This is a genomic window from Gordonibacter pamelaeae (genome assembly GCF_003340385.1).
Classification (GTDB): domain Bacteria; phylum Actinomycetota; class Coriobacteriia; order Coriobacteriales; family Eggerthellaceae; genus Gordonibacter; species Gordonibacter pamelaeae.
In genome coordinates this window covers 199,462-219,965 of record NZ_PPTS01000001.1, presented here as the reverse complement: position 1 = coordinate 219,965, position 20,504 = coordinate 199,462, and the positions used below count along the sequence as shown (strand labels likewise).

Sequence of the window (20,504 nt, the reverse complement as noted above, 5' to 3'; positions counted from 1 at the left end):
GGCACCGTCCCCCTGAACCCGACGCCGGGCGCTACCGCTCCACGAACGTCTTCCCTTCCAGATGCATGACGCGCGAGGCGCGCGAGGCCAGCTCGCGGTCGTGCGTCGCGAACAGCAGGATACCACCGTTTGCGGCGCGCTCGAACAGCGTGTCGGCAACGCTGGAGGAACTGTCGGCATCAAGGTCGTTCGTGGGCTCGTCGGCAATGACGATGGGCGGGTCCAAGAGCAGGGCGCGCGCCACGGACACGCGGCGCTTCTGCCCGATGCTCAGCTGGTAGGGGTAGTGCATGAGGCGGTCGGCCAACCCCAGGCCGCCCAGCAGCTGCTCGGCGCGCTCGCGGGCGTCGAACGGCAGCTTGCCGGCGAAGTTGGCGGGCGCCATGACGTTCTCCACGGCACGCAGCGAACCTACCAGCTGGGTATGCTGGAACACGAAGCCGAACGTCTCGCGGCGCAGGCGCGACAGCTCCTTGTCGCCCAGCGCATCGCTGTCCTGCCCGTCCACGACAACGGTGCCCGTGGTGGACGACAGCAGCAGCCCCAGCATGGACAGCAGCGTCGACTTGCCCGACCCAGAGGGCGACACGAAGGCGATGGAATCGCCCGGCTCCGCCGCGAACGAGATGTTCTCCAAGATGACGTTGCCGTCGTAGGACTTGCCCAGGTCCTCCACTTTCAGCTTGCTCATGTTAATCGATATCCCCCTGCTGCATGGCGAGCGACGGATCAAGCCGGCCGATCTGCGCAAGCGGCGCCGCGATGGCCGCCAAGGCCAGCAGCGCAAACGCCGCCGCAAGCACTGCAGCAAGCGCCCCGGTTTCGCCTGGGTCCGGCGAGATGAACGGGAAGGCCGAGCCGTCCTGCAGCAAATCCATCAGCACGACGTACAGCCCGGCGCCGCACGCAAGCCCCGATACCAGCCCCGCACCCACGATGGCAGCGACCTCTCCCCCAATGAGCGCGCGCAACTGCCCCTTGCTCGCCCCCATGGCGCGGTACAGCGCCAGCTCGCTCTTGCGCTCCCACACACACGAGTAGAAGCGTGCGAACAGCTGCACCAAGGTGGAAGCCAGCATGAGCACGCCCGCGCCCAGCAGGATAAGGAACACCGTCTCCAACTGCTTCTGCGACGCCTCGACCACCTCAGACCGTTGGAAGGCGTACACGCCGTCCAACGCGTTGATGCGGTTGAGCACAACACTCGCGTCGGCAGTGCCGTCCAGGTCTGCCAACACGCACGATACGAGGTCGCCCGGGGCCCCGTACTTATCCCACAGATAGGACAATCCCAGGTTCTCCTCTGAAAGAGAGCGCGCCGTGTCGATGGCGAGGAGCAGGGAATCGTCGAGATCGGCCCCGCTCGGCTCGAGCTTCTCTACGATGGTGAACGTGCGCCCCAGCAGCGAGAGCCGATCCCCCACGTCGCCGCCCACATCCGCGCCCAGGATAACCTCGTCGTCGGCCAACCCAACCGAGAGGTCGCGTCCCGAGAACGGCTGCACCGTCCAATCCCTGGCGAAGTCCACGCCGATAAGGCGCGTCGCACCTGCCGTGGAGCAACAGCTCTCGTTGAGCGTCTGGCTGAAGAACTGGGTGGTAGCACGGCCCACGCCTTCCACCTCTCCGATGGCCTCCGCCGTCGAGACCGGAAAGTATACGGGTGCAGGCGCGCCCGTGAACAGCAGCGCCGTGTCGGACACATCGGCCGCGGCATCGCGGGGAACCACCATGATCTGCGCACCCCCGCGTTCGGCAGAAGCCCTCACGCCCTGTTGCACGCCGCCGTACGTGAGCCCGAGCGCGAACAGCGCCATGACGCTCACCGCAACCGCCAGCACGACGGACGCAGTGAGCACCTTGCGCATCTTCAAACTGTGTGCAATGAGCCTTCTCACGTGCTATTTCCCTTGGTACTTCACCATTTTGTTGTACAGCGTCTCGTCGATGTACCTGTTCAGCTCTTCCGGATCGGTCGGCGCATCCTCCATGGCACCGGCGCGGTTTATCTGCATCCATATCTCGTGGAAGCTATCGTCGATGAGCTTGCGGTCGCCCGAGCTCCATGTGTAGGCCTTGATCTCCTCCAACATGATGTCGCGCGTGAAGCCGGCATCGGTGTTCACGGGCACATAGCCGCCCTTGACGATGATGTCGGCCGCCTCTTCCGGATTGTTCGCGAGGAACTCGGCTGCCTTCGCGAAGCCCTCGGACAACATGGGGCCGATCTCGGGACGGGCATTGAGCGTCTTCGTGGACATGCCCACGAAGCAGCACAGATAGTCCTTCAGGCCCTCGTCGAACGTGTCGGAGAAGAACTTCGTGGCGCCGTTTGACACCGCGATGTCGGCCCATGGGTCGTACTGGGCGAACGCGTCTACCTCGCCTGCGTTCATAGCGGCCTCCATCTGCGCAGACGGGTACGTGAGCCACTCCACCTTGCTGGGATCCTTGCCAGCCAGCACCATCTGCGAGGCTATCTGGATCTGCGGGATGGAGCCCATGGCGGCGGCGACCTTCTTCCCTTCCAGATCCTCCACCGTCTTGATGCCCGATTCCGGCGAGGCTGCGCCTTGGATGCAGCCTTTGTGCAGCGAGTCGATGATAGCCAGCTCCAGCCCCTGCTCCATGGGCTTGAACTTGTCCGGGGTCAGCTCGAAGCAATCCAGCTCGTCGTTGGCCATGAGGGCCGTCACATCAGACGTGATGAGCAGCGCCTCCGGCTCCAGGCCAGCTTCCTTGAAGTAGCCCTTCTCGATGCCGATGTAGATGGGAGCCTCGCACGTGCCGCCCCAATAGCCCAAGACCACATGGTTGTCGGGCTTGGCGCTGCCCTTTCCTTCTTTTGCCCCGTCGCCCGCGCTCGTCACTTGGCCGCAGCCGGAGAGCAGGCCGCCGAGCGCGGCGGTTCCGGCGGCCACGCCGCTCAGCTTCACGAAGTTCCTTCTGGTCAAGCTCATATCGCTTCCCTTCCTTTGCTCTATCTAGGTACGCCATCTCAATGGCCTGAAGCTTTCTCAAGCGCCTGGCGGGGCCGAGGTGGAACCGTCGAGCATCGCGAGCAGCTGGCGTCGCTTTTCCACGAATTCCGGGGACACGCGGTCGCGGGGATGCGGCAGGTCGATGACCAGCTCCCCCTGCAGCCGCCCCGGCCGCGGCGTCATAACGACCACGCGGTCGCACAGGTACACGGCCTCCTCGATGTCGTGCGTCACGAGGATCATGGATGTATGCGCGATGGCCTGCATGGCCAGTATCTCGTCCTGCAGCGCGGCGCGAGTGAAGGCGTCGAGCGCTGAAAGAGGCTCGTCGAAGCAGATGAGCGCAGGGTTCTGCACGAACGACCGCGCCAGCGCGCACCGGCTCGTCATGCCGCCGGATATCTGGGGCGGATACGACCGCTCGAACCCGTCCAGGCCCATCATCCTCACCAGACGTGGGATCTTGTACTTGCACTCGTCATAGGTGCGCGTGGCCCGCAGACCGAATGCGATGTTCTCCTCCACGGTGAGCCACTCGAAAAGGTTCGCGTTCTGAAACACCATCGAGCGCGATGCCGAAGGGCCGGCTATGTTTTCACTATCGAACGAGATGCTGCCGGCCAACGGTTCGTCCAGCCCCACCACCAAGCGAAGGAAGGTCGACTTCCCGCAGCCCGAGGGGCCGATGATGCCCACGATCTCTGGTCCCGAAACCGTGAGCGAGAAGTCATCGAGCGCCCACACCTCGTTGCCGCCCTCGTCCAGGAACGTCTGCGTCACCCCTTCGGCCACCAGCTCGTGCGAACCCGACGAGGCGAACAACGGCAGCTCGGGCCGCGGGTCGATGTGCTTTCCCTTTCTCATGCCCTCACCATCTCACCACAGACTTCTGCCAGGTCATCACGCGATCGCGCACTTTGAACAGCACGTTGATGAGAAGGTAGAATATGATGATGAAGATGCCCACGGATGCGAACACCTTGTAATACTCGCCCCATTGGGTGGCCCAGTTGATGTACCATCCCAAGCCGGCCTTCACGCCCAGCTGCTCGGAGATGATGAGCGCGCCGAAGCTCGACGACAAGCCCATGAACAGCGCCGTGAAGATATCGGGCACCGCGGCGGGCAGCGCCACGTGGAACAGGATGTACGGCTCGCTCGCACCCATGACGCGGGCGGCCTCGATCTTTCGCTTGTCGGTGGAGCGGATTGCCGACGAGAGCATGAGCGATAAGGGAAACCAGATGGCCACCGAGATGAGGAACACGCCCGCCAAGTGCGCCGAGGGCATGAGCACCACGGCGATGGGCAGCCACGCCGCCGAGGGCACGGGGCCGATCACCTTCAGCAACGGTGCGAACCAATAGTTCGCGATCTTCGACCAGCCCATAAGCAACCCGGTGGCGAACCCCGTGACCAAGCCGATGACCACCCCTTCGGCTAGCAGCATCATCGAAGCCGTCAGATTCGTCGCGTACGCCTCAATGTTCTTCGGCACCGCTTCGAGGATGCGATCGGGGCTGGGGGCGAACGGCAGCAGCAGATAGCCGGTCTTGAGGGTGAGTACGTCCAGTAACTCCACCAGCAAGAACACGGCTGCTACAAGGTATGCGTAATGCACCGCGTAACGCCGTAATTTGGGAACGAAACAGGCCGTCGCCATGACCGCAAGGTAGACACCCAGCATAACCAGAAGGAACAACGGGTAGTACCCCTCTACGTAGTCGGCCGGGTACACGTTCGGCAACGTGCCCGTCACTCCGTAGGCGATGCAGATGGCACCAACAGGCAGCAGCATCTTCACGAACTCACGGCCTGTTGCCAGGCGGCGTTCCACCGTCTTGCGGGTAGGTGCCGTCCGCTGCCGCTCATGGAAACTCTGTTCAAGGGCGGCGGACACTTAGCGCATCCAGCCCTTCGAGGGGCCGTCGAGGACCTGCCAGCCGGAGGCGGCGAACATCTTGCGCAGCTGGGCGATGTTGCTGCCGCGACCGCCGTGCTCGGTGCGCTCCACGGTGTCGCGCGGGTTCGTACCCACCTCGGCCCAGGCGAGGTTCGCGCCGGAGGCAGCGGTCATAACCGTGTTCGCCGAGCAGTTCAGACGCAGGTCGCGGCCCGTGGCCAGGCGGTAGACGGCCACCATGTTCGCGTTGGCCACGTCGGTGAGCATGCCGCGGTCGTACACGAGCGTGCCGGGCACGCCGATGCGCTTGCCCACGCCGGCCGAAAGCGGGTTCGTGGAGATGCAGCGCATGGTGGCCTCGGTGAGCTCCTCGGGCGTGTGCTCCGGGCCCACCGGCTCTACGCAGGTGGACAGCGTGAGACCGGCCTCGCGCAGATTGGCGAACGTCTCGAAGCGCTTCTCCACAGGGATCTCGGTATCCTCTCCCTCGCGCATGCGCACGGCATGGTAAGCGCCGTTCGCGCCGGCGGCCTTGAGCTGGCGGCATTGGTCGAGCTGCATGTCGTCAGTGTTCACGAGCAGCGGCATGTCGGCCGGGATGACCTCGCGCACGCTGCCCACCATGTCCACCAGCTTGTCGAAGCTGTAGCTGGCCGTGGTGAGCATGAGGATGAGGTTCGCGCCCTCCTCAACGTAGAGCTTCGCGTACTCCAGCACGTCCTCCTTCGGCAGCTCGTACTTGCCCTTGCGCACGTTGTTGCAGGCAGCGAACGAGCAGAACTTGCAGTTCTTCGGGCACACAGTGGAGTTGAGGCCGATCTGCGCGTGGATCTCGGCCACGCCGTCGGCGGCGATCATCGAGAGCTCCTGGCCAGCCCAGCGGATATAGGCCGCCTCCTTGCTGGTCTCCTCCACCTCGTAGAGCGCGAGCACGTTCTCGGCGGACAGGCCGTTGCCCTCGAGGCCCTTCTCGACGATGTCGTAGATCTCCTGGTCGAACACCTGCATGACTGCCTCCTCTTGCCTGCGGCGGATAGTCCGGCGCCCCTCGCGCCGCCCGCCGACTAGCGCAAATCCCTGTTTGCGGTTTATATAAGCGTTACGCAATTGTAAGACATATATTAGTATTAGACAATATCTACTAATAGATTTAGGCTATCCAAGAGTGTGGGAGCCTGAGGAGGAGGCGAGAGAGATGGCTGCGCAGCGAGCAAGCCCCGTCTGCGCTTATGATCGAACAGTGGAGATTGAGATGGGTATGTACTAGTACTAGACTATGTCTTACAATAGATATTGTCTGAAGCACGACTGCAGAGCCTTCGATCTCTCCCCCTAAGAGAGGCTCTGCAGTTTGAAGACGCAGGCTCGCCGACCCCTCCTGTCGAGCCAACCTCCCTCCTTGTCGAGAGGACCCGGCGCAGCTTGCGCAGCGTCGGGTCCTTTCCGTTTCTCCGCTTCTTACGCGCCTACTTGGCAGCAGACGCCTCCCTGGATTGCGCGGCAGCGGAGTAGTGCCAACGAGCCGCTACGCCTCGGACGCCGCGGGCGCGGCCGTCGGTGCGGCAGCCTGCTGGACAACGCGGCGCTTCTCGAGGCGCCCGAGCGCGAGCGACAGCGCGAAGCCCGCCACCGCGACGGCCATGGCCACGAGGCAGGCGGCCTGGAAGCCCGCGGCCGTGGCGAGCCTGTCCGCCGCGCCGCCCGCGAGCTGCGCGGCCTGAACGCTGGACAGTACGCCTACGAACAGGGACGATCCCACGCATCCCGCAATCTGGAACGACGTGGACACGATGGTCACGCCGTGCGGGTACAGCTGCGGCTTCAGGCTGGACAGCGCATAGCTCTGGGCCGGGCCCATGGAAAGCGCACAGCCCACGATGACGGGCGCGTAGCACAGCACGATGACGGGAGACGTAGCCTGCTCCGTGCAGCGCGACAACGCGAACGCGAACACGGCCATGAGGCCCAGGCCCACCGGGAGCATGACGCGCAATCCCGCACGGTCGTACACCTTGCCCGCCAGCGGCGCCAGCACGCACGACAGCACGCACGCCGGCAGCAACGTGAGCGCGGCGTCGAACGCCGAGAACCCGAGCGAGCCCTGCATGAACAACGGCAGGATGATGTCATGGAGAACACCGTCATGAGCGCGATCACGATCACCGCCAGGCCCATGACGAACGCGCGGCTCGAGAACGGACGCAGGTCGACGAGCGGCTCGGCCACGCGGCCCTGGCGCACGACGAACGCAACCAGGCAGCCCACGCCCACGGCAAGCGCGACCGCCGCCATCGCGAAGCCGCCCGAGAACACCGTGGACAGGCCGTATAGCAGGCCGACGAGCGCAAGGCTGATCAGGCAGGTGGAAGCCACGTCGAGCCGCGGACTCGTCAGCTCGGCCGCATTCGGCACCACGGCGGCCGACAGCACTGCCGCAGCCAGCACCATGACGGCGAACACTGCGAACAGCTGGTGCCAGTCGCCCACCGACAGCACGAGCCCTGCGACAATCGGGCCGAACGCCGGGCCGAGCGTGGTCATGGCGCTCACCACGCCCATGTACGTGCCCGGCTTGCCCTTCGGCGCCACGGCCAGCGTCAGGTTCATGCCGATGGGCACGATCATGCCCGTGCCGAGCGCCTGCACCACGCGCCCCGCGAGCAGCGCGGCGAAGCTTCCCGCCACGAGCCCGATCAGGGTTCCGGCAAGCAGCAGCGCAAGCGCGACCATCGTCAGGCGCTTCGTGGGAACGCTGCGGTAGAGGAACCCGGTCACGGGCACCATGATGGCGGCGGCCAGCATGTAGGCGGTCGTGACCCACTGCACGGTGCCGGCGCCCACCGCCAGGTCGTCCATGATGGGCGTGAGGGCCACGTTGAGGAACGTCTCGTTGAACGTGGCAAGGAGCGTGGCGAACGCGACCGCGAACAGGACGGCTCCGGCGTGGCGGATAGGTGTGTTCGACATGAAGCTGCATACCCCTTTCTGGAAGGCTCGGCGCGCGAAGGCAGGGCCGCAGGCGGCCGAGGATGGCTGGTTTTCGCGAGGTGTGAGGAAAATTTTCCGAAAGAGACAGGCGCAGACGTTCGTATCGCTCCCCATCCTAGCAGATGGGGAGGCCCGTTCGTAAGTGTGAAGTTCGTGGATTCGGCTACGCAGGGCGCTTTGACCGAAGGCGAGGCAAACGGCGGAGGCTCCCGTCGGCTCGAAGGCGCCCGCCGCTACAGCGCGAACTCGTACAGCACGCCGGCACGGCCGAGGTGGGGATAGAAGTCCTCGTAGACGCCGCAGTTCGCGAAGCCGCACGACTCGTAGAGCCGCTGGGCGCGCACGTTGTCGGTGAAGGTGTCCAGCCGCAGCGCCCTCGCCCCCGCCTCGCGTGCTGCCGCGATGGCGCCCTCCAAGAGCTGGCGCGCGAAGCCGCACCCGTGGAACTCCGGCAGCGTGGCCAACACGTGAACCACCAGCACCTCGTCGGGCGCGGCATCCACCTGCCAACGCGCCTGGCCGTAGCCGGGATCGGCCTCGGCGTTCAGCACCAGGGCGGCGGCGAAGCACGACCCGGCGGCCCCGCCCTCGGGCGCCACGACTGCCAGCACCTCGCCCGCCTCGGTCGAAGCGCGCAGGAACGCCTGCGTCGGATGCACGTCATGCTCCCAGCACACGTCGAACTCCGTGCCGCGCATCGCGTCGATCATGCGCGTGTAGAAATCCAGCACCTGGCCGACCTCGTCGGCCCTCGCCTTTCGAACCGTTGCCATGCGCGATCCTTCTCCGTCGTGCCCCCGTGAGGTAAAAAAGCCCGCCTCCCAGCGAAGGGAAGCGGGCTTGCAGAAAACGTGCTGCTCGACAGCGCGATCCTAGCGCTTGCTGAACTGCGGGCGCTTGCGGGCCTTCTTCAGGCCGTACTTCTTGCGCTCCACCATACGGGCGTCGCGCGTGAGGTAGCCGGCCTTCTTGAGCTCGGCGCGGTAGTCGCCGGCCGCAAGCAGGGCGCGGGCGATGCCGTGGCGCAGGGCGCCGGACTGGCCCGAGATGCCGCCGCCGTCGATGCGGGCGATGACGTCGAAGTGATCCATCGTGTCCGTCACCTTGAACGGCGTGAGCGCGTAGTTCACCAGCGCCTCGCGGCCGAAGTACTGCAGGGCCTCGCGGCCGTTGATGGTAACCTTGCCGGTGCCGGGAACGAGACGCACGCGAGCGACGGCGTTCTTACGACGGCCGGTGCCGTAGTACAAAGCTTCACCTGCCATTGTTTAACCCTCCATCTTGATCTCGCGGGGCTGCTGAGCCATGTGCGGATGCTCCGCACCGGTGTAGACCTTGAGCTTCTTGCCCATGGCGCGACCCAGCGTGTTCTTCGGCAGCATGCCCTTCACGGCATGCTCGATCACGCGCTCGGGATGCTTGGCCATGGCCTCGTTGAAGGTCTCGGACTTCAAGCCGCCCGGGAAACCGCTGTGGCGGTAGTAGCGCTTGTCCTCGGCCTTGTTGCCCGTCACGCGGATCTTGTCCGCGTTGATGATGACAACGAAGTCGCCGGTGTCGACATGCGGGGTGTACTGCGGCTTGTGCTTGCCCTTGAGGATGTGCGCGGCCTTCACGGCGACGCGGCCCAGAACCTGGTCCGTGGCGTCGATCAAGACCCATTCGCGCTCAACTTCTTGGGGCTTCGCGTAATACGTCTTCACTTAGCTTCCTCCAAATAATCCTTCATTCCGCCGTGCGCGCGCAAACGCGCCCGCCGGGTTCGCCGCTCTCCACGCGTCCGGGCGATTCCCTTCGAGGCCGGGCCTTTCCGGTGGTCGTCCGCAGTGCGGAAGCGGCACGTCGGTTTTCAAAAGTGCAGGTGGGACGGACCGTCGGGTTCCTACGCCGACACGCGACTCGGGCCTGGACTCCTTTGTCTGCGTCTCCGTTTTCGCTGCATGCACGGGGCTTTTGAAAGCGAACCTTTGCATTGTATGCCGGAGCCCTTCGCGAAGTCAACGGAAAACCTCCGCATTCGTCGCGATCTGCAGAAAGATTCAAAAGTTTTTCGGTCGAACTTCACGTTCGTCTTGTTTCATTGCGTGCTGATTGTTTTATAAAACGTTATATTTTCTTTGCTTTAAATCATATTATAATATGCTTATTCGAGCATCCGCGCGTTAGGAGACCAGCATGGCAGCACCGATCATCCGCTCTTCCACCGACATCCGCCGCGACTACAATGGCATCGAGGCGCTGGCAAAAGAGACCGGCCAGCCCATCTACCTCACGAAGAACGGCCGCGCGTCGCTCGTGGTTATCGACGCGGCCACGTTCGACTACGACCAGTACGTGGGCCTCATGATCGACGAGGCCATCGAGCACAACAAGCGCCACCCCCGCACGTACACGCCGGAGGAGGCCAAGACGGAGATCCGCAAGCGCGTTGCAGAGAAAGTGGCCGACCATGACCTATGAAGTGGTGCTTTGAGAATAGCGCTCTCGAGGACCTCGCCAACATTTCCTTCTACGAAATGCGCTACGCCGAATCGGTCGACGAAGCTTGCTTGCGCGCCGATCACATCATCGACGACATCGTCTACGAGCTGTCAACCCTTCCCGAGCGTTTTGCGGAACGGGCATACGGTTTCACCGACGCGCTTCGGCGCCTTTGTCCCGCGGGGAAGTACGTCGTATTCTATTGGATAGACGAAGAGAGCGGAACTGTGCAGGAACGCGTGGTATACGCTAAGTCGGACTTCAACCGCATCCACTTCGGTAATTGAACCGCCCTGTTGAGCTGCGGCATCGTCGCTGCGCTGCGGCACAGCAGGCCGCGGCAAGTCCCTACTTCCCGCCGAACAAGCCGCCTAGCTTGCCGAGGATATCGGCGTCGCCGAGGAAGTCGCCGGCGGCCTTCATGACGGCGTCCAGGTTGAGCTCCTTGCCTTCCAGCAGCGGCTCGACGGCCTTCACCACGTCGGTTACCTCCTCGTCGCTCAGATCGAGGCCCGTGGCGCCCTTGATGGCGGCGGCCGGGTCCACGCCGAGCTGCTTGAGGCTGTCCGGGTCTTCTGCGGCCGATTTCACCAGTTGCCCCACGATCTGCTGCACGTCCATGCCCATGGCTTCCTCTTTCAACTAATGCTTGCACCCCCACGGGGAAAACCTGCCCTCTCGCTGTGGGAATTATAATGGGGTGCACGCAAGGATACGGGCAAAGGCCCAGTTCAACCATCTCTTGAAACACAAGGAAACGGGGATCTATAACAACGAGGAAGCACGACCGGGAAGGTACCGAAAAAGCGGAAACCGCGAAGAGCACACCTGCGGCGGAGCATCCCGCCAAGAAGGAGCCGAAGGAGCGCACGTTCGTCGACGCCAAGACCGGCAAGGCCATCGCGCACCCGCACCAAGGCGGCTCGGGCGCCGAGGCCAACCAGGCCGTGCGCGAGGAGATGCACGTGGCCCGCAACGGGTCGGCGCTTCCCTTCCGCATCGGCGCCGCGGTGCTGTGGGTGCTGGGCATCGTGTGCGAGGTCATGGCCGTGCTCGTGATGAACGGCACGTTGTTCCTGCCCGGCCCGACGCCGGCCACGTGGCTCATCATCTTCCTCGTGGTCGACCTGATTCTGGTGGTCATAGGCTCGCAGCTGTGGAAGCACGCGAACCACCTCGCGCCGGCCGCCAAGGAGAACAAGCTGGCCTACTGGGTGCAGACCGACCTGGGCGTGATCGTCGCCGCCATTGCGTTCGCTCCCGTCATCCTGCTGATGCTGACGAACAAGGACTTGGACAAGGGCACGAAGAAGGTGGGCACCATCGTGGCGGCCATCGCGCTCGTCGCCGCCGTGGCGAGCGGCATCGACTACCATCCGGCCACGCAGGAGGACCTCGACCAGGCCGAGGCGGGCGCGGCAGTGCTCTCCGACGACGGGCTGGCCTACTGGACGCCGTTCGGCGAGGTGTACCATTTCAACCCCGACTGCCAGTACCTCAAGAACTCGGGGACCATCTACTCCGGCACCGTGCAGGACGCGCTCGATGCGAAGCGCACGCGCGGCTGCTCGGGATGCACGGTCGAAGACGGCACCGACGTCCTGTCGAAGGCCGACCCCGCGGCCGTCGCAGCAGCGCTGGCGAACGTCGTAAGGGTGGGCGACGACGCGAACGCCGACGGCCCCGGCGAGCAAGAGCCAGGCGAAGGCGAGAACGGCGCGCAGGAAGAGCTGCCGAAGGCGGCATAACCGCCGGTGCGCCTTCAGGGGTAGAGGGGAATCATGGACCCGTTCGTGTTCATCACCGTCGTCACGCTCGTTGCCGGAGCGGGCGGCACGGGGTTGGGCGGCATCGTGGGCGCGCTGTTCAGAAGCGAATCGAACCGCACCGTGAGCCTGCTGCTGTCGTTCGCAGGCGGCATCATGCTCTCCATCGTATGCTTCGACCTGCTCACCGAATCCGTCGAGGCGGCAGAGACGTTCACCAGCCAGGCTGTGCTCGTGGCGGCGGGCGCCGTCATCGCGGGCGTGGCCGTGGTGTACGGGCTGAACCTGGTCATCGACCGGCGCACGCGGCACGAGGTGCCCCATGTGGCGAGGAAGTCGCACCCGAAGACGCATGACGACCTCGACGAGCTCATCCATGCCGACCACCTGGCAGAGCACCGCAAGCGCGATGACTCGAAGATGGCCCTGTTCGTGGCCGGCATCGTCATGGCCTGCGCTATTGCGCTGCACAACGTGCCCGAGGGCATGACCATCGGCGCGAGCTTCGTGGCATCGGACAACCTGCTGTTGGGCACCGGCATGATCATGGCCGTGCTCATCGGCCTGCACAACATCCCCGAGGGCATGGCCGTGTCGGTGCCGCTCATCAACGGCGGCATGTCGCGCGTGCGCGCCGTCGCAGCCACGGCCGCCTGCGGCCTTCCCACCGTGCTGGGCGCCTGGCTGGGCTACTGGCTGGGCGACATCGGGCCGTTGGGGCTGTCGCTGTCGCTCGGCTTCGCGAGCGGCGCCATGCTGTACGTGGTGTTCGGCGAGATCATCCCGCAGTCGGTGCTCATGTACCGCAGCAAGCTGCCCACGTTCTTCGTCATCGTGGGCATCCTGCTGGGACTGCTCATCATCTACTACTAGGCGGCGAACGCACGAGACATCCCGCCGCCTAAGCGCCGCTGTCCCCTGGCTCTCACTTGAAGTAAAGCGGGACGGTGCTCACCTTGCGCATCTCCACGAGGCCATCGTCGCCATAGCGCACGTAAAGCGTGCCGGCGCCATCGCGGTCGGCGAAGGCAAGGTGCACCCACCCGACCTCGACGCCATCCTCGTCGAGCAGAAGATAGCAGTTCGGATCATTGGTTGCACCGATCGTGCCCCTGACCGCCGTCGCATCGCCGCCGCTCCATGCCTCCCACGTGCGCTCCTCGTCGAACACCTGGAACGAGAGGTACTCGCCGCGGCTTTCGGGAAGCTGGTAGGCGCCGCGCAGATCGAAGCCCTTCTCGATACCCTGGCGCAGGCGGCCGAGGTCGCCTATGGCCGCAGCGACGAAGAACACGCACGCCAGAAGCGCCACCGTCCCCACGCCGATTCCGATACGCGCGTACAGCTTCGTGCGGCTCATAGGGCACCTCCGTGATCGAGTTCTCGCTACGACTCTTCTCGCGGGCTTTCCTTGGTCGCTATCGTACCACGCCCTCCGCTCACACCGCCGCGAGCGCCTGATCGACGTCCGCGATCAGGTCCTCGGTGGCCTCGATGCCGCACGAGAGGCGGATGAGGTCGGGCGTGATGCCGGCGGCGGCCAGCTCCTCGTCGTTCATCTGGCGGTGCGTGGCGTTGGCCGGGTGCAGCACGCAGGTGCGCGCGTCGGCCACGTGCGTGGCGATCTGCGCCAGCTTGAGGTTGGCCATGAACGTCTCGGCCGCCGCGCGCCCGCCGGCCACGCCGAAGCTCACCACGCCGCTCGCGCCACCGGGCAGGTACTTCTGCGCCAGCTCGTGCTGGGAGTCGCCCGGCAGACCCGGGTAGCGCACCCACGCCACCTTCGGGTGCGCGGCCAGATGCTCGGCCAGCGCGAGGCCGTTTCGGTTGTGCTGCGCCATGCGCAGGTGCAGGCTCTCCAGCCCCAGGTTCACCAGGTAGGCGCTCTGCGGCGACTGCGAGCAGCCGAAGTCGCGCATGAGCTGGGCCGTCGCCTTCGTGATGAACGCGCCTTCCAGCCCGAAGCGCTCGGCGTACACCACGCCGTGATAGCTCTCGTCGGGCTGCGTGAGGCCGGGGAAGCGGTCCGCGTGCGCCAGCCAGTCGAAGCGGCCGGCGTCCACGATGGCCCCGCCCACGCTCGCGCCGTGGCCGTCCATGTACTTGGTGGTGGAATGCGTGACGATATCCGCACCCCATTCGATGGGACGGCAGTTCACCGGCGTGGGGAACGTGTTGTCCACGATGAGCGGCACGCCGTGCGCATGCGCGGCGGCGGCGAAGCGCTCGATGTCGAGCACGGCGAGCGCCGGGTTCGCGATGGTCTCGCCGAACACGGCCTTCGTGTTGGGGCGGAACGCGGCTTCCAGCTCCTCGTCGGTGCAGTCGGGCGCGACGAACGTGCACTCGAGGCCCATGCGGCGCATGGTGTTGGCCAGCAGGTTGTACGTGCCGCCGTAGAGGGCGGAGCTGGCCACCACGTGGTCGCCGCAGCCCGCGATGTTGAACACGGCGAAGAAGTTGGCCGCCTGGCCCGACGACGTGAGCATGGCTGCCGTGCCGCCCTCCAGCTCGGCGATCTTCGCGGCCACGGCATCGTTCGTGGGATTGGCGAGACGGGTGTAGAAGTAGCCGGACTCCTCGAGGTCGAACAGGCGGCCCATGTGCTCGCTCGTGTCGAACTTCCAGGTGGTGGACTGGTAGATGGGAACCTGGCGCGGCTCGCCGCCGCCGGGACGGTAGCCGCCTTGCACGCAGGTGGTGCCGATGGTTTCGCTCATGGATGCTCCTCGTTGGATCTGGGGGGGTCGCTGTGTCCGGAACATTATAGAGGCAGCGCGTTGCCCCGCGGTAGGTACGAGTTTCCGATAGTTCGTTATCGTATATTACGATAATTGAGCTATCGGTATCAGACATGATATGAAAGCGAAAAAACTCTAGCCTAAGAACACCCTTCGGCACCTGGAGCCGTGTTGGCCGAAGCAACGACAAGCACGCATGTTCTCAAACGCCTGGATGTTTCACGTGAAACATCCAGGCGTCGCAGGCACTCTACCAGCCCTTGCCCTCGGGCACGATGCTGTCGGGCACGAGCCCGGCCTCTACCTCGCCGATCACGCGGTCGAGCACGTCGAGCGCGCGGTCCAGCTGCTCGCGCTCGATGACGAGCGGCGGCTGGAAGCGCAGCACCGACTCGGCCATGCAGATGATGACCACGCCCTCCTCGAACGCGCGGTACACCACCTTGAGCGCGTCGAGCGCGCACTTCTCGCCCGTCGCGGGGTCCACGATGTCGATGCCCAGGTTGAGCCCGATGCCATGCACGCCGCCCACGATGGCGTGGCGCGCGGCCATGTCCTCGAAGCGCTCCTTCGCGTACGCGCCCAGCTCGGCCCCGCGCGCCAGCAGGCCCTCGCGCTCGATGACATCGATGGTGGCGAGCGCCGCCGCGCAGCACACCGGGTTGCCGCTGGTGGTGAAGATGTGCGCCGGGAAGCTCAAGCTGTCCATGATGTCCGCCTTGCCCACGATGGCCGACAGCGGCAGCCCGCTGGCCAACGACTTCCCCACCGACATGAGGTCGGGCTCCACGCCGAACTGCTCGATGCCCCACCACTTCCCCGTGCGGCCCATGCCCTGGTTGATCTCGTCCACGGCGAACAGGATGCCGTTCTCGCGGCAGAACGCGGTGAGCGCGTCCACGTAGGCCTGCGGCGGCACGATGATGCCGGCGTCGCCCGCGATGGGCTCCATCACGATGCAGGCGATCTCGTCGGCCGGCAGGTACGTCTCGCACATCTCCCGCAGCGGGCGCAGGAAGAACTCCGCCTGCTCCTGCTCGCTCAAGTGCCCCACACCTGCGCGCTGCACGTCGGGGTACGGGATATGGTAGATGCCCGGCAGCATCGGCCCCATCTTGCGGCGCATCCCCAGGCTGAGCGCCGAGAGGGTCATCGAGCCGTAGGTGGAGCCGTGGTAGGCGCCCTGGAACGACACCACGTAGGGCCGCCCCGTGTAGGCGCGCGCGAATTTGATGATGGCATCGTTGGCGTCGGAGCCCGACGTGCCGAACACCACCTTCTTCGGCGTGTCGCCCGGCGCGATGGCGGCCAGCTTCTCCACCAGCTCCACCTCGGGCGCGTGGTAGAAGTAGGCGGGCGAGCACTGGATGACCTTCTGCGCCTGCCCGCAGATGGCCTCGACCACCGCGGGGTGCGAGTGGCCCACGTTGGCCGACGTCGCGGCGGCCAGGAGGTCTATGTACTCGTTGCCGTCCACGTCGTAGAGCAGCGCGCCGCGCGCGTGATCCACCACCAGGTCGTAGTAGGGAATGCGCGCCGTGGGGCCCATGCAGGCACGGTCGCGCTCCACGTAATCCTGCGTGCGGGCGGGGGTTTCGCTCGTCTCAGCCATCTTCGCCTCCCTCGCCCTAGCGCGTGATCCCGCGGGCACGGTCGATGCGCCAGCATATCATCTGCACGATGACCACCACGATGAACAGCGCGCCGAAGTAGCCCACGAACGGGTAGATCAGGTTCACCAGCATACCGAACGGCAGCTGCCCACCCATGAAGATGACGGCGCACAGAAGCGCGATGAGGAACTGGTACTTGCGCTTGTCCTGCTTCTCATCGACGAACTGGTTGGCCACGGTCCACACCATGGGAACGGCCGTGTTGTAGATCTCGGCCAGCAGGATGACGGCGAACAAGAGGCCCACGACGGGCGAGATCTGCTGCGCCAGGAACAACACCGGCACCTCGTACTGCACGGCCTCGCCGAACACCGACAGCAGCGCCAGGTTCAGCAAAAGCGCGCACACGCCGAGCGCCGCGCCGCCCAGCGCGCCGCCCAGCACGGCCTCCTTGCGCGAGCGCGCACCGGTGCCCATCTCGGACATGAACGGCACGCCCGCCAGGATGTTGTAAGCCACGTACATGAACGCGCCGAGCGCGAACCACGCGCTGCCGGAGCCCACGCCGTACACCACGCTGTCGCCTGCCGCCTCCACAGCCGCGTTGGCGTCGGCCAGGCCGCCGCCGTGCACCACGAGCGTGTAGATGGCCAGGATGATGAGGAACGCGATGGTCACGGGCCCGATGGAGCCGAGAATGTCCACGATGCGCTTGAGGCCGAAGAGCGCACTCAGCAGCACGATGGCCGCCATGAGGCCGCTGCCCACGATCTGCGGCACGCCGAAGTACTGGTTGAGCGTGGCGCCCGCGCCCGACACCATGATGATGCCCACGAGGAAGCAGAACAGGATGGTGAACCACTCCAGGAACGTGCCCAGGTACTTGCCGCAGAAGTAGCGGAACGCCGAGAAATCGCTCGCCCCCTTGTGCTTGAAGCCGTAACCCAGGAGCACGCCGCTCATGCCCGCGAACAGCAGGATGGCGATGATGCACCCGATGATGCCGTTCGTGCCGTACGCGGCGAAGAACTGCATGGCCTCCTGCCCGGAGGCGAACCCCGACCCGATCAACGTGGCGATGACCGCGCCGGCGAACTTCACGACCGTGATCGGCCGCACCGCGCGCTCCTTCTGCTCTGACGCCATAAAACCCTCTCTCTCCTTGCCTGAACCCCGTTTTGCTTTTTGCCCTGAGGATTCTTGTACAAGATGCCCGACCGCGCGAGCACGCGATCAGGCACGACGATATTCCCATCGCTTCTCTGCCCTTCGCCAGCCACGTCTCCTGGTCTCGTCGCGTGTGGCGGCGATAACGCGCTACCGATAATTCAGATAGGCCGGTCATCTGCGCAACAGGTATCATGGTACGAACATTCCAGGTGCCCCCGACACGGAAGGCGAGGCCTGCCATGCCTATCAAAATACCCGACGCGTTGCCCGCGACCGACGTCCTCGAAGGCGAGAACATCTTCGTGATGACCGAGTTCCGCGCCATGCACCAGGACATCCGTCCCCTGAAAGTGCTGCTGCTCAACCTCATGCCCACGAAGATCGTCACCGAGACGCAGATCATGCGCAAGCTGTCCAACACGCCGCTCCAGATAGAGGTGAGCCTGCTGCAAACGGCCAGCCATGAGTCCAAAAACGTGTCCGAGCAGCATTTGGAAACGTTCTACACCACGTTCGACGAGATCAAAGGCCAGCACTTCGATGGCATGATCATCACCGGCGCGCCCGTGGAGCTGCTGGACTTCGAGGACGTGGACTACTGGGACGAGCTTGCGAAGATCATGGCGTGGTCCGCTACGAATGTGCACTCCACGCTGCATATCTGCTGGGGTGCGCAGGCTGGCATCTACTACCACTACGGCATTCCCAAGTACGAGCTGCCGGAGAAGCTGTTCGGAGTGTTCGAGCACGAGGTGGTGAAGCCGTCTTCGCCGCTCGTGCGCGGCTTCAACGACTTCTTCAGAGCGCCCCATTCGCGTTACACCGAGGTTCATGCGTCCGATATCGAGGCGCATCCCGACCTGGAGCTTATTGCCGTGTCCGACGAGGCAGGCGTCTACCTGGCCAAGAGCACCGACAGCCGTCACTTCTTCGTGTTCGGGCATCCGGAGTACGATGCCGGAACGCTCATGGTGGAGTACGAGCGCGACATCGCGAAGGGCCTGGACATGCCCCTGCCGCGCCACTATTTCCCGGGCGACGATCCTGCGCAGGAGCCCCGCGCCACCTGGCGCGCCCACGCGCAGCTGCTCTACACGAACTGGTTGAACTACTACGTGTACCAGACCACGCCGTACGACCTGGCAAAAGTGGGAACCGAGGAGGACGACGACCGTGGCTGACGAGCGCGAGCCGCAACCCCGCTACCGCGTGCGGCCGGTGACGACGCCGGTCGCCCCCGCGGAGCCGTCGAAGCCGGAACCCACCAGCGACCCCTTCCTGCGCCCCGCCGCCGAGGACGACGACGGCTACGACCCCTACTCCGACCGCCCCGCAGACCCGGAGCCAACGTACCAGGAGGATCCGTGGCGGTAACTACGCATAATTTTATGTAAAATATTTTGCATCTATATTTGTAAAATTATTTGCATTCATGTTATACTGACCACAATGAAAGCCGGACCGAGGAGGACGCCATGCCCATCAGCGTCACCGCGACGGAAGTCGCCCGCAACTTCAACGGCGTGATGGAGAAGGCCCGGGCGGCAGGAAGCGTAACCGTCATCAAGAACAGCCACCCCATCGCCCAGATCATACCGATCGACGAGGTGAAGGAGGAAGCTATGGAAAGCAAAGCCGTACGATTAGGGAAAGAGTTCATCGACGAATATGCCGACGTGTTCGCCGAACTTGCAAAATGAGCGCGCATTGGGAGTATCTCACGCACGAAGACGTGAGAGCGATCCACTCGTACCTGATCGCAACGTTCGGAGGCCTCGACGGACTTCGGGACGAAGGACTCTTCGACGCCGCGATAGAGCAACCTCGGCAAACCTTCGACGGTGTTGACCTCTACCCATCGGCAGCCGAAAAAGCTGCCCGTTATGCTTATGGCATCGTTAACAACCATCCTTTTGCCGACGGCAACAAACGCACGGGTGGTGCCTGTATAGGCATGTTTCTCAGGCTGAACGATATCAAGTTCAAACCGCGCCACGACGAGCTGTTGAGGACGGTTTATGGAGTAGCCGACGGTACCCTAGGCTACGAAGAGCTGGTTGCCTGGATCGAGAAACAGTTTTAGTCGACGTTCCGGCGCTTTTCCCGGAAGGCGCCGGGAGCGCTCTAGCTTAGCGGACTTCGTTCCAGCTGATGAACGTTTCCGCGTCCAGTTCTTCGAAGCTGTCGATGACGGCGTCGGCGTTTGCCCGCAGCTCCTCGTGGGTGCCGGCGTCGTCGCGGTCGTAGATGCCGACGGTGCGGTAGCCGGCGCCGCGCAGGGTGCGCAGGGCGTAGGCAGAGTCCTCGAATCCCCAGGTCGTTTCCAGCGGCGTTCCCATGAGACGGCGCGTATGGTCGTACACCTTCGGCTCGCGCTTCGAGGAGCTCACGTCGTCCACCGAGACGACCAGGCCCACATACGGCGCGAAGCCCGCCCGCTCAAGGCCCGCCTGCAGGTACTTCTGCGGGCTGGACGAGGCCACGCTCACCCGCACGCCGCGCTCCACGAGAGCGCGCACGAAGACCAAGGCGCCAGGACGCTCGTGCGCGCGGTTGCGGTAGTAGTCCAGCATGAGCTCGTCCATCATGCGCACGACGTCGTCCGCAGCGGCGCCCAAACCGAACCGGTCATGGAAGAACGCACCTGCCTCGGGGATGTTGAGCGTGGTGAGCTCGTCTTTGTCCGCATCCGTCAGCTGGGCGCCTGCGCGGCGCGCCAGCTCGTCCTCCACCTCGCGCCACACGTCCATCGAGTCGAGCAGCGTGCCGTCGCAGTCGAAGATGACGCCGATGCGTCCAGGTTCCATGAAAGCCTCCCGAGGTACCGGGGCCGCGGCCCCGTCGCGTTTTCCGTCGCGTGC

At 64.7% G+C, this 20,504-nt stretch carries 24 protein-coding genes and 1 pseudogene; 8 read left to right on the top strand and 17 right to left on the bottom strand.

Going from position 1 to position 20,504, the window contains the following annotated elements; translation table 11 throughout:
- Positions 1 to 31 precede the first annotated feature (31 nt).
- The 11 genes and pseudogenes from C1877_RS00930 to rplM all read right to left on the bottom strand — a co-directional run bounded on the left by C1877_RS00930 (position 32) and on the right by rplM (position 9,575).
- On the bottom strand, positions 32 to 691 hold the full coding sequence (locus tag C1877_RS00930) for an ABC transporter ATP-binding protein (RefSeq protein ID WP_015539142.1): 660 nt from the start codon (positions 689 to 691) through the stop codon (positions 32 to 34).
- A 1-nt stretch (position 692) separates the two neighbouring features.
- Positions 693 to 1,898 (bottom strand): ABC transporter permease, encoded by a 1,206-nt coding sequence (locus C1877_RS00925; RefSeq protein WP_147274486.1) that lies wholly within the window; start codon positions 1,896 to 1,898, stop codon positions 693 to 695.
- Between the two features lie 3 nt (positions 1,899 to 1,901).
- Positions 1,902 to 2,960 carry an ABC transporter substrate-binding protein gene (locus C1877_RS00920; RefSeq protein ID WP_015539144.1) on the bottom strand — a complete coding sequence of 353 codons (1,059 nt, stop codon included), beginning with the start codon at positions 2,958 to 2,960 and terminating at the stop codon, positions 1,902 to 1,904.
- Positions 2,961 to 3,017: 57 nt separating this feature from the next.
- Entirely contained in the window at positions 3,018 to 3,845 is an 828-nt protein-coding gene (locus tag C1877_RS00915) for an ABC transporter ATP-binding protein (protein WP_015539145.1), read from the bottom strand.
- 4 nt (positions 3,846 to 3,849) lie between these two features.
- Positions 3,850 to 4,779 carry an ABC transporter permease gene (locus tag C1877_RS00910; RefSeq protein WP_083809255.1) on the bottom strand — a complete coding sequence of 310 codons (930 nt, stop codon included), beginning with the start codon at positions 4,777 to 4,779 and terminating at the stop codon, positions 3,850 to 3,852.
- A gap of 102 nt (positions 4,780 to 4,881) precedes the next feature.
- Entirely contained in the window at positions 4,882 to 5,892 is a 1,011-nt protein-coding gene (locus tag C1877_RS00905; protein WP_015539146.1) for a radical SAM protein, read from the bottom strand.
- Positions 5,893 to 6,409: 517 nt separating this feature from the next.
- The gene (locus C1877_RS15565; RefSeq protein ID WP_114568104.1) at positions 6,410 to 6,991 is read right to left on the bottom strand and encodes an MFS transporter; all 582 of its coding nucleotides are present in this window, start codon (positions 6,989 to 6,991) and stop codon (positions 6,410 to 6,412) included.
- Positions 6,992 to 7,227: 236 nt separating this feature from the next.
- A pseudogene (locus C1877_RS15560) lies at positions 7,228 to 7,851 on the bottom strand (MFS transporter); the annotation flags it as partial.
- A gap of 254 nt (positions 7,852 to 8,105) precedes the next feature.
- Positions 8,106 to 8,645 carry a GNAT family N-acetyltransferase gene (locus C1877_RS00890; protein WP_015539149.1) on the bottom strand — a complete coding sequence of 180 codons (540 nt, stop codon included), beginning with the start codon at positions 8,643 to 8,645 and terminating at the stop codon, positions 8,106 to 8,108.
- A 99-nt stretch (positions 8,646 to 8,744) separates the two neighbouring features.
- Positions 8,745 to 9,137, bottom strand: a complete 393-nt coding sequence (gene rpsI, locus C1877_RS00885) for a 30S ribosomal protein S9 (RefSeq protein ID WP_041239129.1) — start codon at positions 9,135 to 9,137, stop codon at positions 8,745 to 8,747.
- A gap of 3 nt (positions 9,138 to 9,140) precedes the next feature.
- Positions 9,141 to 9,575: a 50S ribosomal protein L13 gene (gene rplM / locus C1877_RS00880; RefSeq protein WP_041239130.1), complete on the bottom strand. Its 435-nt coding sequence runs from the start codon at positions 9,573 to 9,575 to the stop codon at positions 9,141 to 9,143.
- A 472-nt stretch (positions 9,576 to 10,047) separates the two neighbouring features.
- On the opposite strand from rplM, the gene C1877_RS00875 reads away from it, so the two are divergent.
- A complete protein-coding gene (locus C1877_RS00875) occupies positions 10,048 to 10,332 on the top strand; it encodes a prevent-host-death family protein (RefSeq protein ID WP_015539150.1) in 285 nt (94 codons plus the stop codon).
- Positions 10,329 to 10,640, top strand: a complete 312-nt coding sequence (locus C1877_RS00870) for a type II toxin-antitoxin system RelE/ParE family toxin (RefSeq protein ID WP_015539151.1) — start codon at positions 10,329 to 10,331, stop codon at positions 10,638 to 10,640. Before C1877_RS00875 ends, C1877_RS00870 begins: the two co-directional genes overlap by 4 nt.
- 61 nt (positions 10,641 to 10,701) lie before the next feature.
- On the opposite strand, the gene C1877_RS00865 is transcribed toward C1877_RS00870, so the two are convergent.
- Positions 10,702 to 10,980, bottom strand: coding sequence for a hypothetical protein (locus tag C1877_RS00865; protein ID WP_015539152.1), 279 nt, complete (start codon positions 10,978 to 10,980; stop codon positions 10,702 to 10,704).
- A 338-nt stretch (positions 10,981 to 11,318) separates the two neighbouring features.
- On the opposite strand from C1877_RS00865, the gene C1877_RS00860 reads away from it, so the two are divergent.
- Positions 11,319 to 12,101, top strand: a complete 783-nt coding sequence (locus C1877_RS00860; protein WP_147274485.1) for a YbjC family protein — start codon at positions 11,319 to 11,321, stop codon at positions 12,099 to 12,101.
- A 33-nt stretch (positions 12,102 to 12,134) separates the two neighbouring features.
- The gene (locus tag C1877_RS00855; protein WP_015539153.1) at positions 12,135 to 12,992 is read left to right on the top strand and encodes a ZIP family metal transporter; all 858 of its coding nucleotides are present in this window, start codon (positions 12,135 to 12,137) and stop codon (positions 12,990 to 12,992) included.
- Positions 12,993 to 13,044: 52 nt separating this feature from the next.
- Here the strand turns inward: C1877_RS00855 and C1877_RS00850 are convergent, their stop codons facing one another.
- The 4 genes from C1877_RS00850 to C1877_RS00835 all read right to left on the bottom strand — a co-directional run bounded on the left by C1877_RS00850 (position 13,045) and on the right by C1877_RS00835 (position 17,619).
- Complete coding sequence (locus tag C1877_RS00850; RefSeq protein WP_015539154.1) at positions 13,045 to 13,479, bottom strand: hypothetical protein; 435 nt, start codon at positions 13,477 to 13,479, stop codon at positions 13,045 to 13,047.
- 79 nt (positions 13,480 to 13,558) lie between these two features.
- Positions 13,559 to 14,839, bottom strand: coding sequence for an O-acetylhomoserine aminocarboxypropyltransferase/cysteine synthase family protein (locus C1877_RS00845; protein ID WP_015539155.1), 1,281 nt, complete (start codon positions 14,837 to 14,839; stop codon positions 13,559 to 13,561).
- A 271-nt stretch (positions 14,840 to 15,110) separates the two neighbouring features.
- Positions 15,111 to 16,472, bottom strand: a complete 1,362-nt coding sequence (locus C1877_RS00840; RefSeq protein WP_015539156.1) for an aspartate aminotransferase family protein — start codon at positions 16,470 to 16,472, stop codon at positions 15,111 to 15,113.
- 16 nt (positions 16,473 to 16,488) lie between these two features.
- Positions 16,489 to 17,619, bottom strand: a complete 1,131-nt coding sequence (locus C1877_RS00835) for a YkvI family membrane protein (RefSeq protein ID WP_114568103.1) — start codon at positions 17,617 to 17,619, stop codon at positions 16,489 to 16,491.
- A gap of 263 nt (positions 17,620 to 17,882) precedes the next feature.
- Between C1877_RS00835 and metA the strand changes: the two genes are divergently transcribed.
- From metA to C1877_RS00815, 4 genes are all read left to right on the top strand, one after another.
- Entirely contained in the window at positions 17,883 to 18,824 is a 942-nt protein-coding gene (gene metA, locus C1877_RS00830) for a homoserine O-acetyltransferase MetA (protein WP_015539159.1), read from the top strand.
- Positions 18,817 to 19,017: a hypothetical protein gene (locus tag C1877_RS00825; RefSeq protein WP_041239132.1), complete on the top strand. Its 201-nt coding sequence runs from the start codon at positions 18,817 to 18,819 to the stop codon at positions 19,015 to 19,017. The genes metA and C1877_RS00825 overlap by 8 nt, the downstream gene beginning before the upstream one ends.
- Positions 19,018 to 19,118: 101 nt before the next feature.
- Entirely contained in the window at positions 19,119 to 19,343 is a 225-nt protein-coding gene (locus C1877_RS00820) for a type II toxin-antitoxin system prevent-host-death family antitoxin (protein ID WP_015539160.1), read from the top strand.
- Positions 19,340 to 19,726 (top strand): type II toxin-antitoxin system death-on-curing family toxin, encoded by a 387-nt coding sequence (locus C1877_RS00815; protein ID WP_015539161.1) that lies wholly within the window; start codon positions 19,340 to 19,342, stop codon positions 19,724 to 19,726. The genes C1877_RS00820 and C1877_RS00815 overlap by 4 nt, the downstream gene beginning before the upstream one ends.
- Before the next feature lie 46 nt (positions 19,727 to 19,772).
- Here the strand turns inward: C1877_RS00815 and C1877_RS00810 are convergent, their stop codons facing one another.
- Positions 19,773 to 20,450 (bottom strand): HAD family hydrolase, encoded by a 678-nt coding sequence (locus C1877_RS00810; protein WP_114568102.1) that lies wholly within the window; start codon positions 20,448 to 20,450, stop codon positions 19,773 to 19,775.
- Between the last annotated feature and the right edge of the window lie 54 nt (positions 20,451 to 20,504).

Bases quoted from the DNA above. Each gene is read 5' to 3' on its own strand.
- C1877_RS00870 (WP_015539151.1), top strand. From the start codon at position 10,329: ATGAAGTGGTGCTTTGAGAATAGCGCTCTCGAGGACCTCGCCAACATT.
- C1877_RS00910 (WP_083809255.1), bottom strand. From the start codon at position 4,779: ATGCTGCTGCCTGTTGGTGCCATCTGCATCGCCTACGGAGTGACGGGC.
- C1877_RS00850 (WP_015539154.1), bottom strand. From the start codon at position 13,479: ATGAGCCGCACGAAGCTGTACGCGCGTATCGGAATCGGCGTGGGGACG.
- C1877_RS00865 (WP_015539152.1), bottom strand. From the start codon at position 10,980: ATGGGCATGGACGTGCAGCAGATCGTGGGGCAACTGGTGAAATCGGCC.
- C1877_RS00835 (WP_114568103.1), bottom strand. From the start codon at position 17,619: ATGGCGTCAGAGCAGAAGGAGCGCGCGGTGCGGCCGATCACGGTCGTG.
- C1877_RS15565 (WP_114568104.1), bottom strand. From the start codon at position 6,991: ATGCAGGGCTCGCTCGGGTTCTCGGCGTTCGACGCCGCGCTCACGTTG.
- C1877_RS00840 (WP_015539156.1), bottom strand. From the start codon at position 16,472: ATGGCTGAGACGAGCGAAACCCCCGCCCGCACGCAGGATTACGTGGAG.
- C1877_RS00855 (WP_015539153.1), top strand. From the start codon at position 12,135: ATGGACCCGTTCGTGTTCATCACCGTCGTCACGCTCGTTGCCGGAGCG.
- C1877_RS00815 (WP_015539161.1), top strand. From the start codon at position 19,340: ATGAGCGCGCATTGGGAGTATCTCACGCACGAAGACGTGAGAGCGATC.
- rpsI (WP_041239129.1), bottom strand. From the start codon at position 9,137: ATGGCAGGTGAAGCTTTGTACTACGGCACCGGCCGTCGTAAGAACGCC.
- C1877_RS00915 (WP_015539145.1), bottom strand. From the start codon at position 3,845: ATGAGAAAGGGAAAGCACATCGACCCGCGGCCCGAGCTGCCGTTGTTC.
- C1877_RS00930 (WP_015539142.1), bottom strand. From the start codon at position 691: ATGAGCAAGCTGAAAGTGGAGGACCTGGGCAAGTCCTACGACGGCAAC.
- C1877_RS00920 (WP_015539144.1), bottom strand. From the start codon at position 2,960: ATGAGCTTGACCAGAAGGAACTTCGTGAAGCTGAGCGGCGTGGCCGCC.
- C1877_RS00810 (WP_114568102.1), bottom strand. From the start codon at position 20,450: ATGGAACCTGGACGCATCGGCGTCATCTTCGACTGCGACGGCACGCTG.
- metA (WP_015539159.1), top strand. From the start codon at position 17,883: ATGCCTATCAAAATACCCGACGCGTTGCCCGCGACCGACGTCCTCGAA.
- C1877_RS00890 (WP_015539149.1), bottom strand. From the start codon at position 8,645: ATGGCAACGGTTCGAAAGGCGAGGGCCGACGAGGTCGGCCAGGTGCTG.
- C1877_RS00820 (WP_015539160.1), top strand. From the start codon at position 19,119: ATGCCCATCAGCGTCACCGCGACGGAAGTCGCCCGCAACTTCAACGGC.
- C1877_RS00905 (WP_015539146.1), bottom strand. From the start codon at position 5,892: ATGCAGGTGTTCGACCAGGAGATCTACGACATCGTCGAGAAGGGCCTC.
- C1877_RS00845 (WP_015539155.1), bottom strand. From the start codon at position 14,839: ATGAGCGAAACCATCGGCACCACCTGCGTGCAAGGCGGCTACCGTCCC.
- C1877_RS00875 (WP_015539150.1), top strand. From the start codon at position 10,048: ATGGCAGCACCGATCATCCGCTCTTCCACCGACATCCGCCGCGACTAC.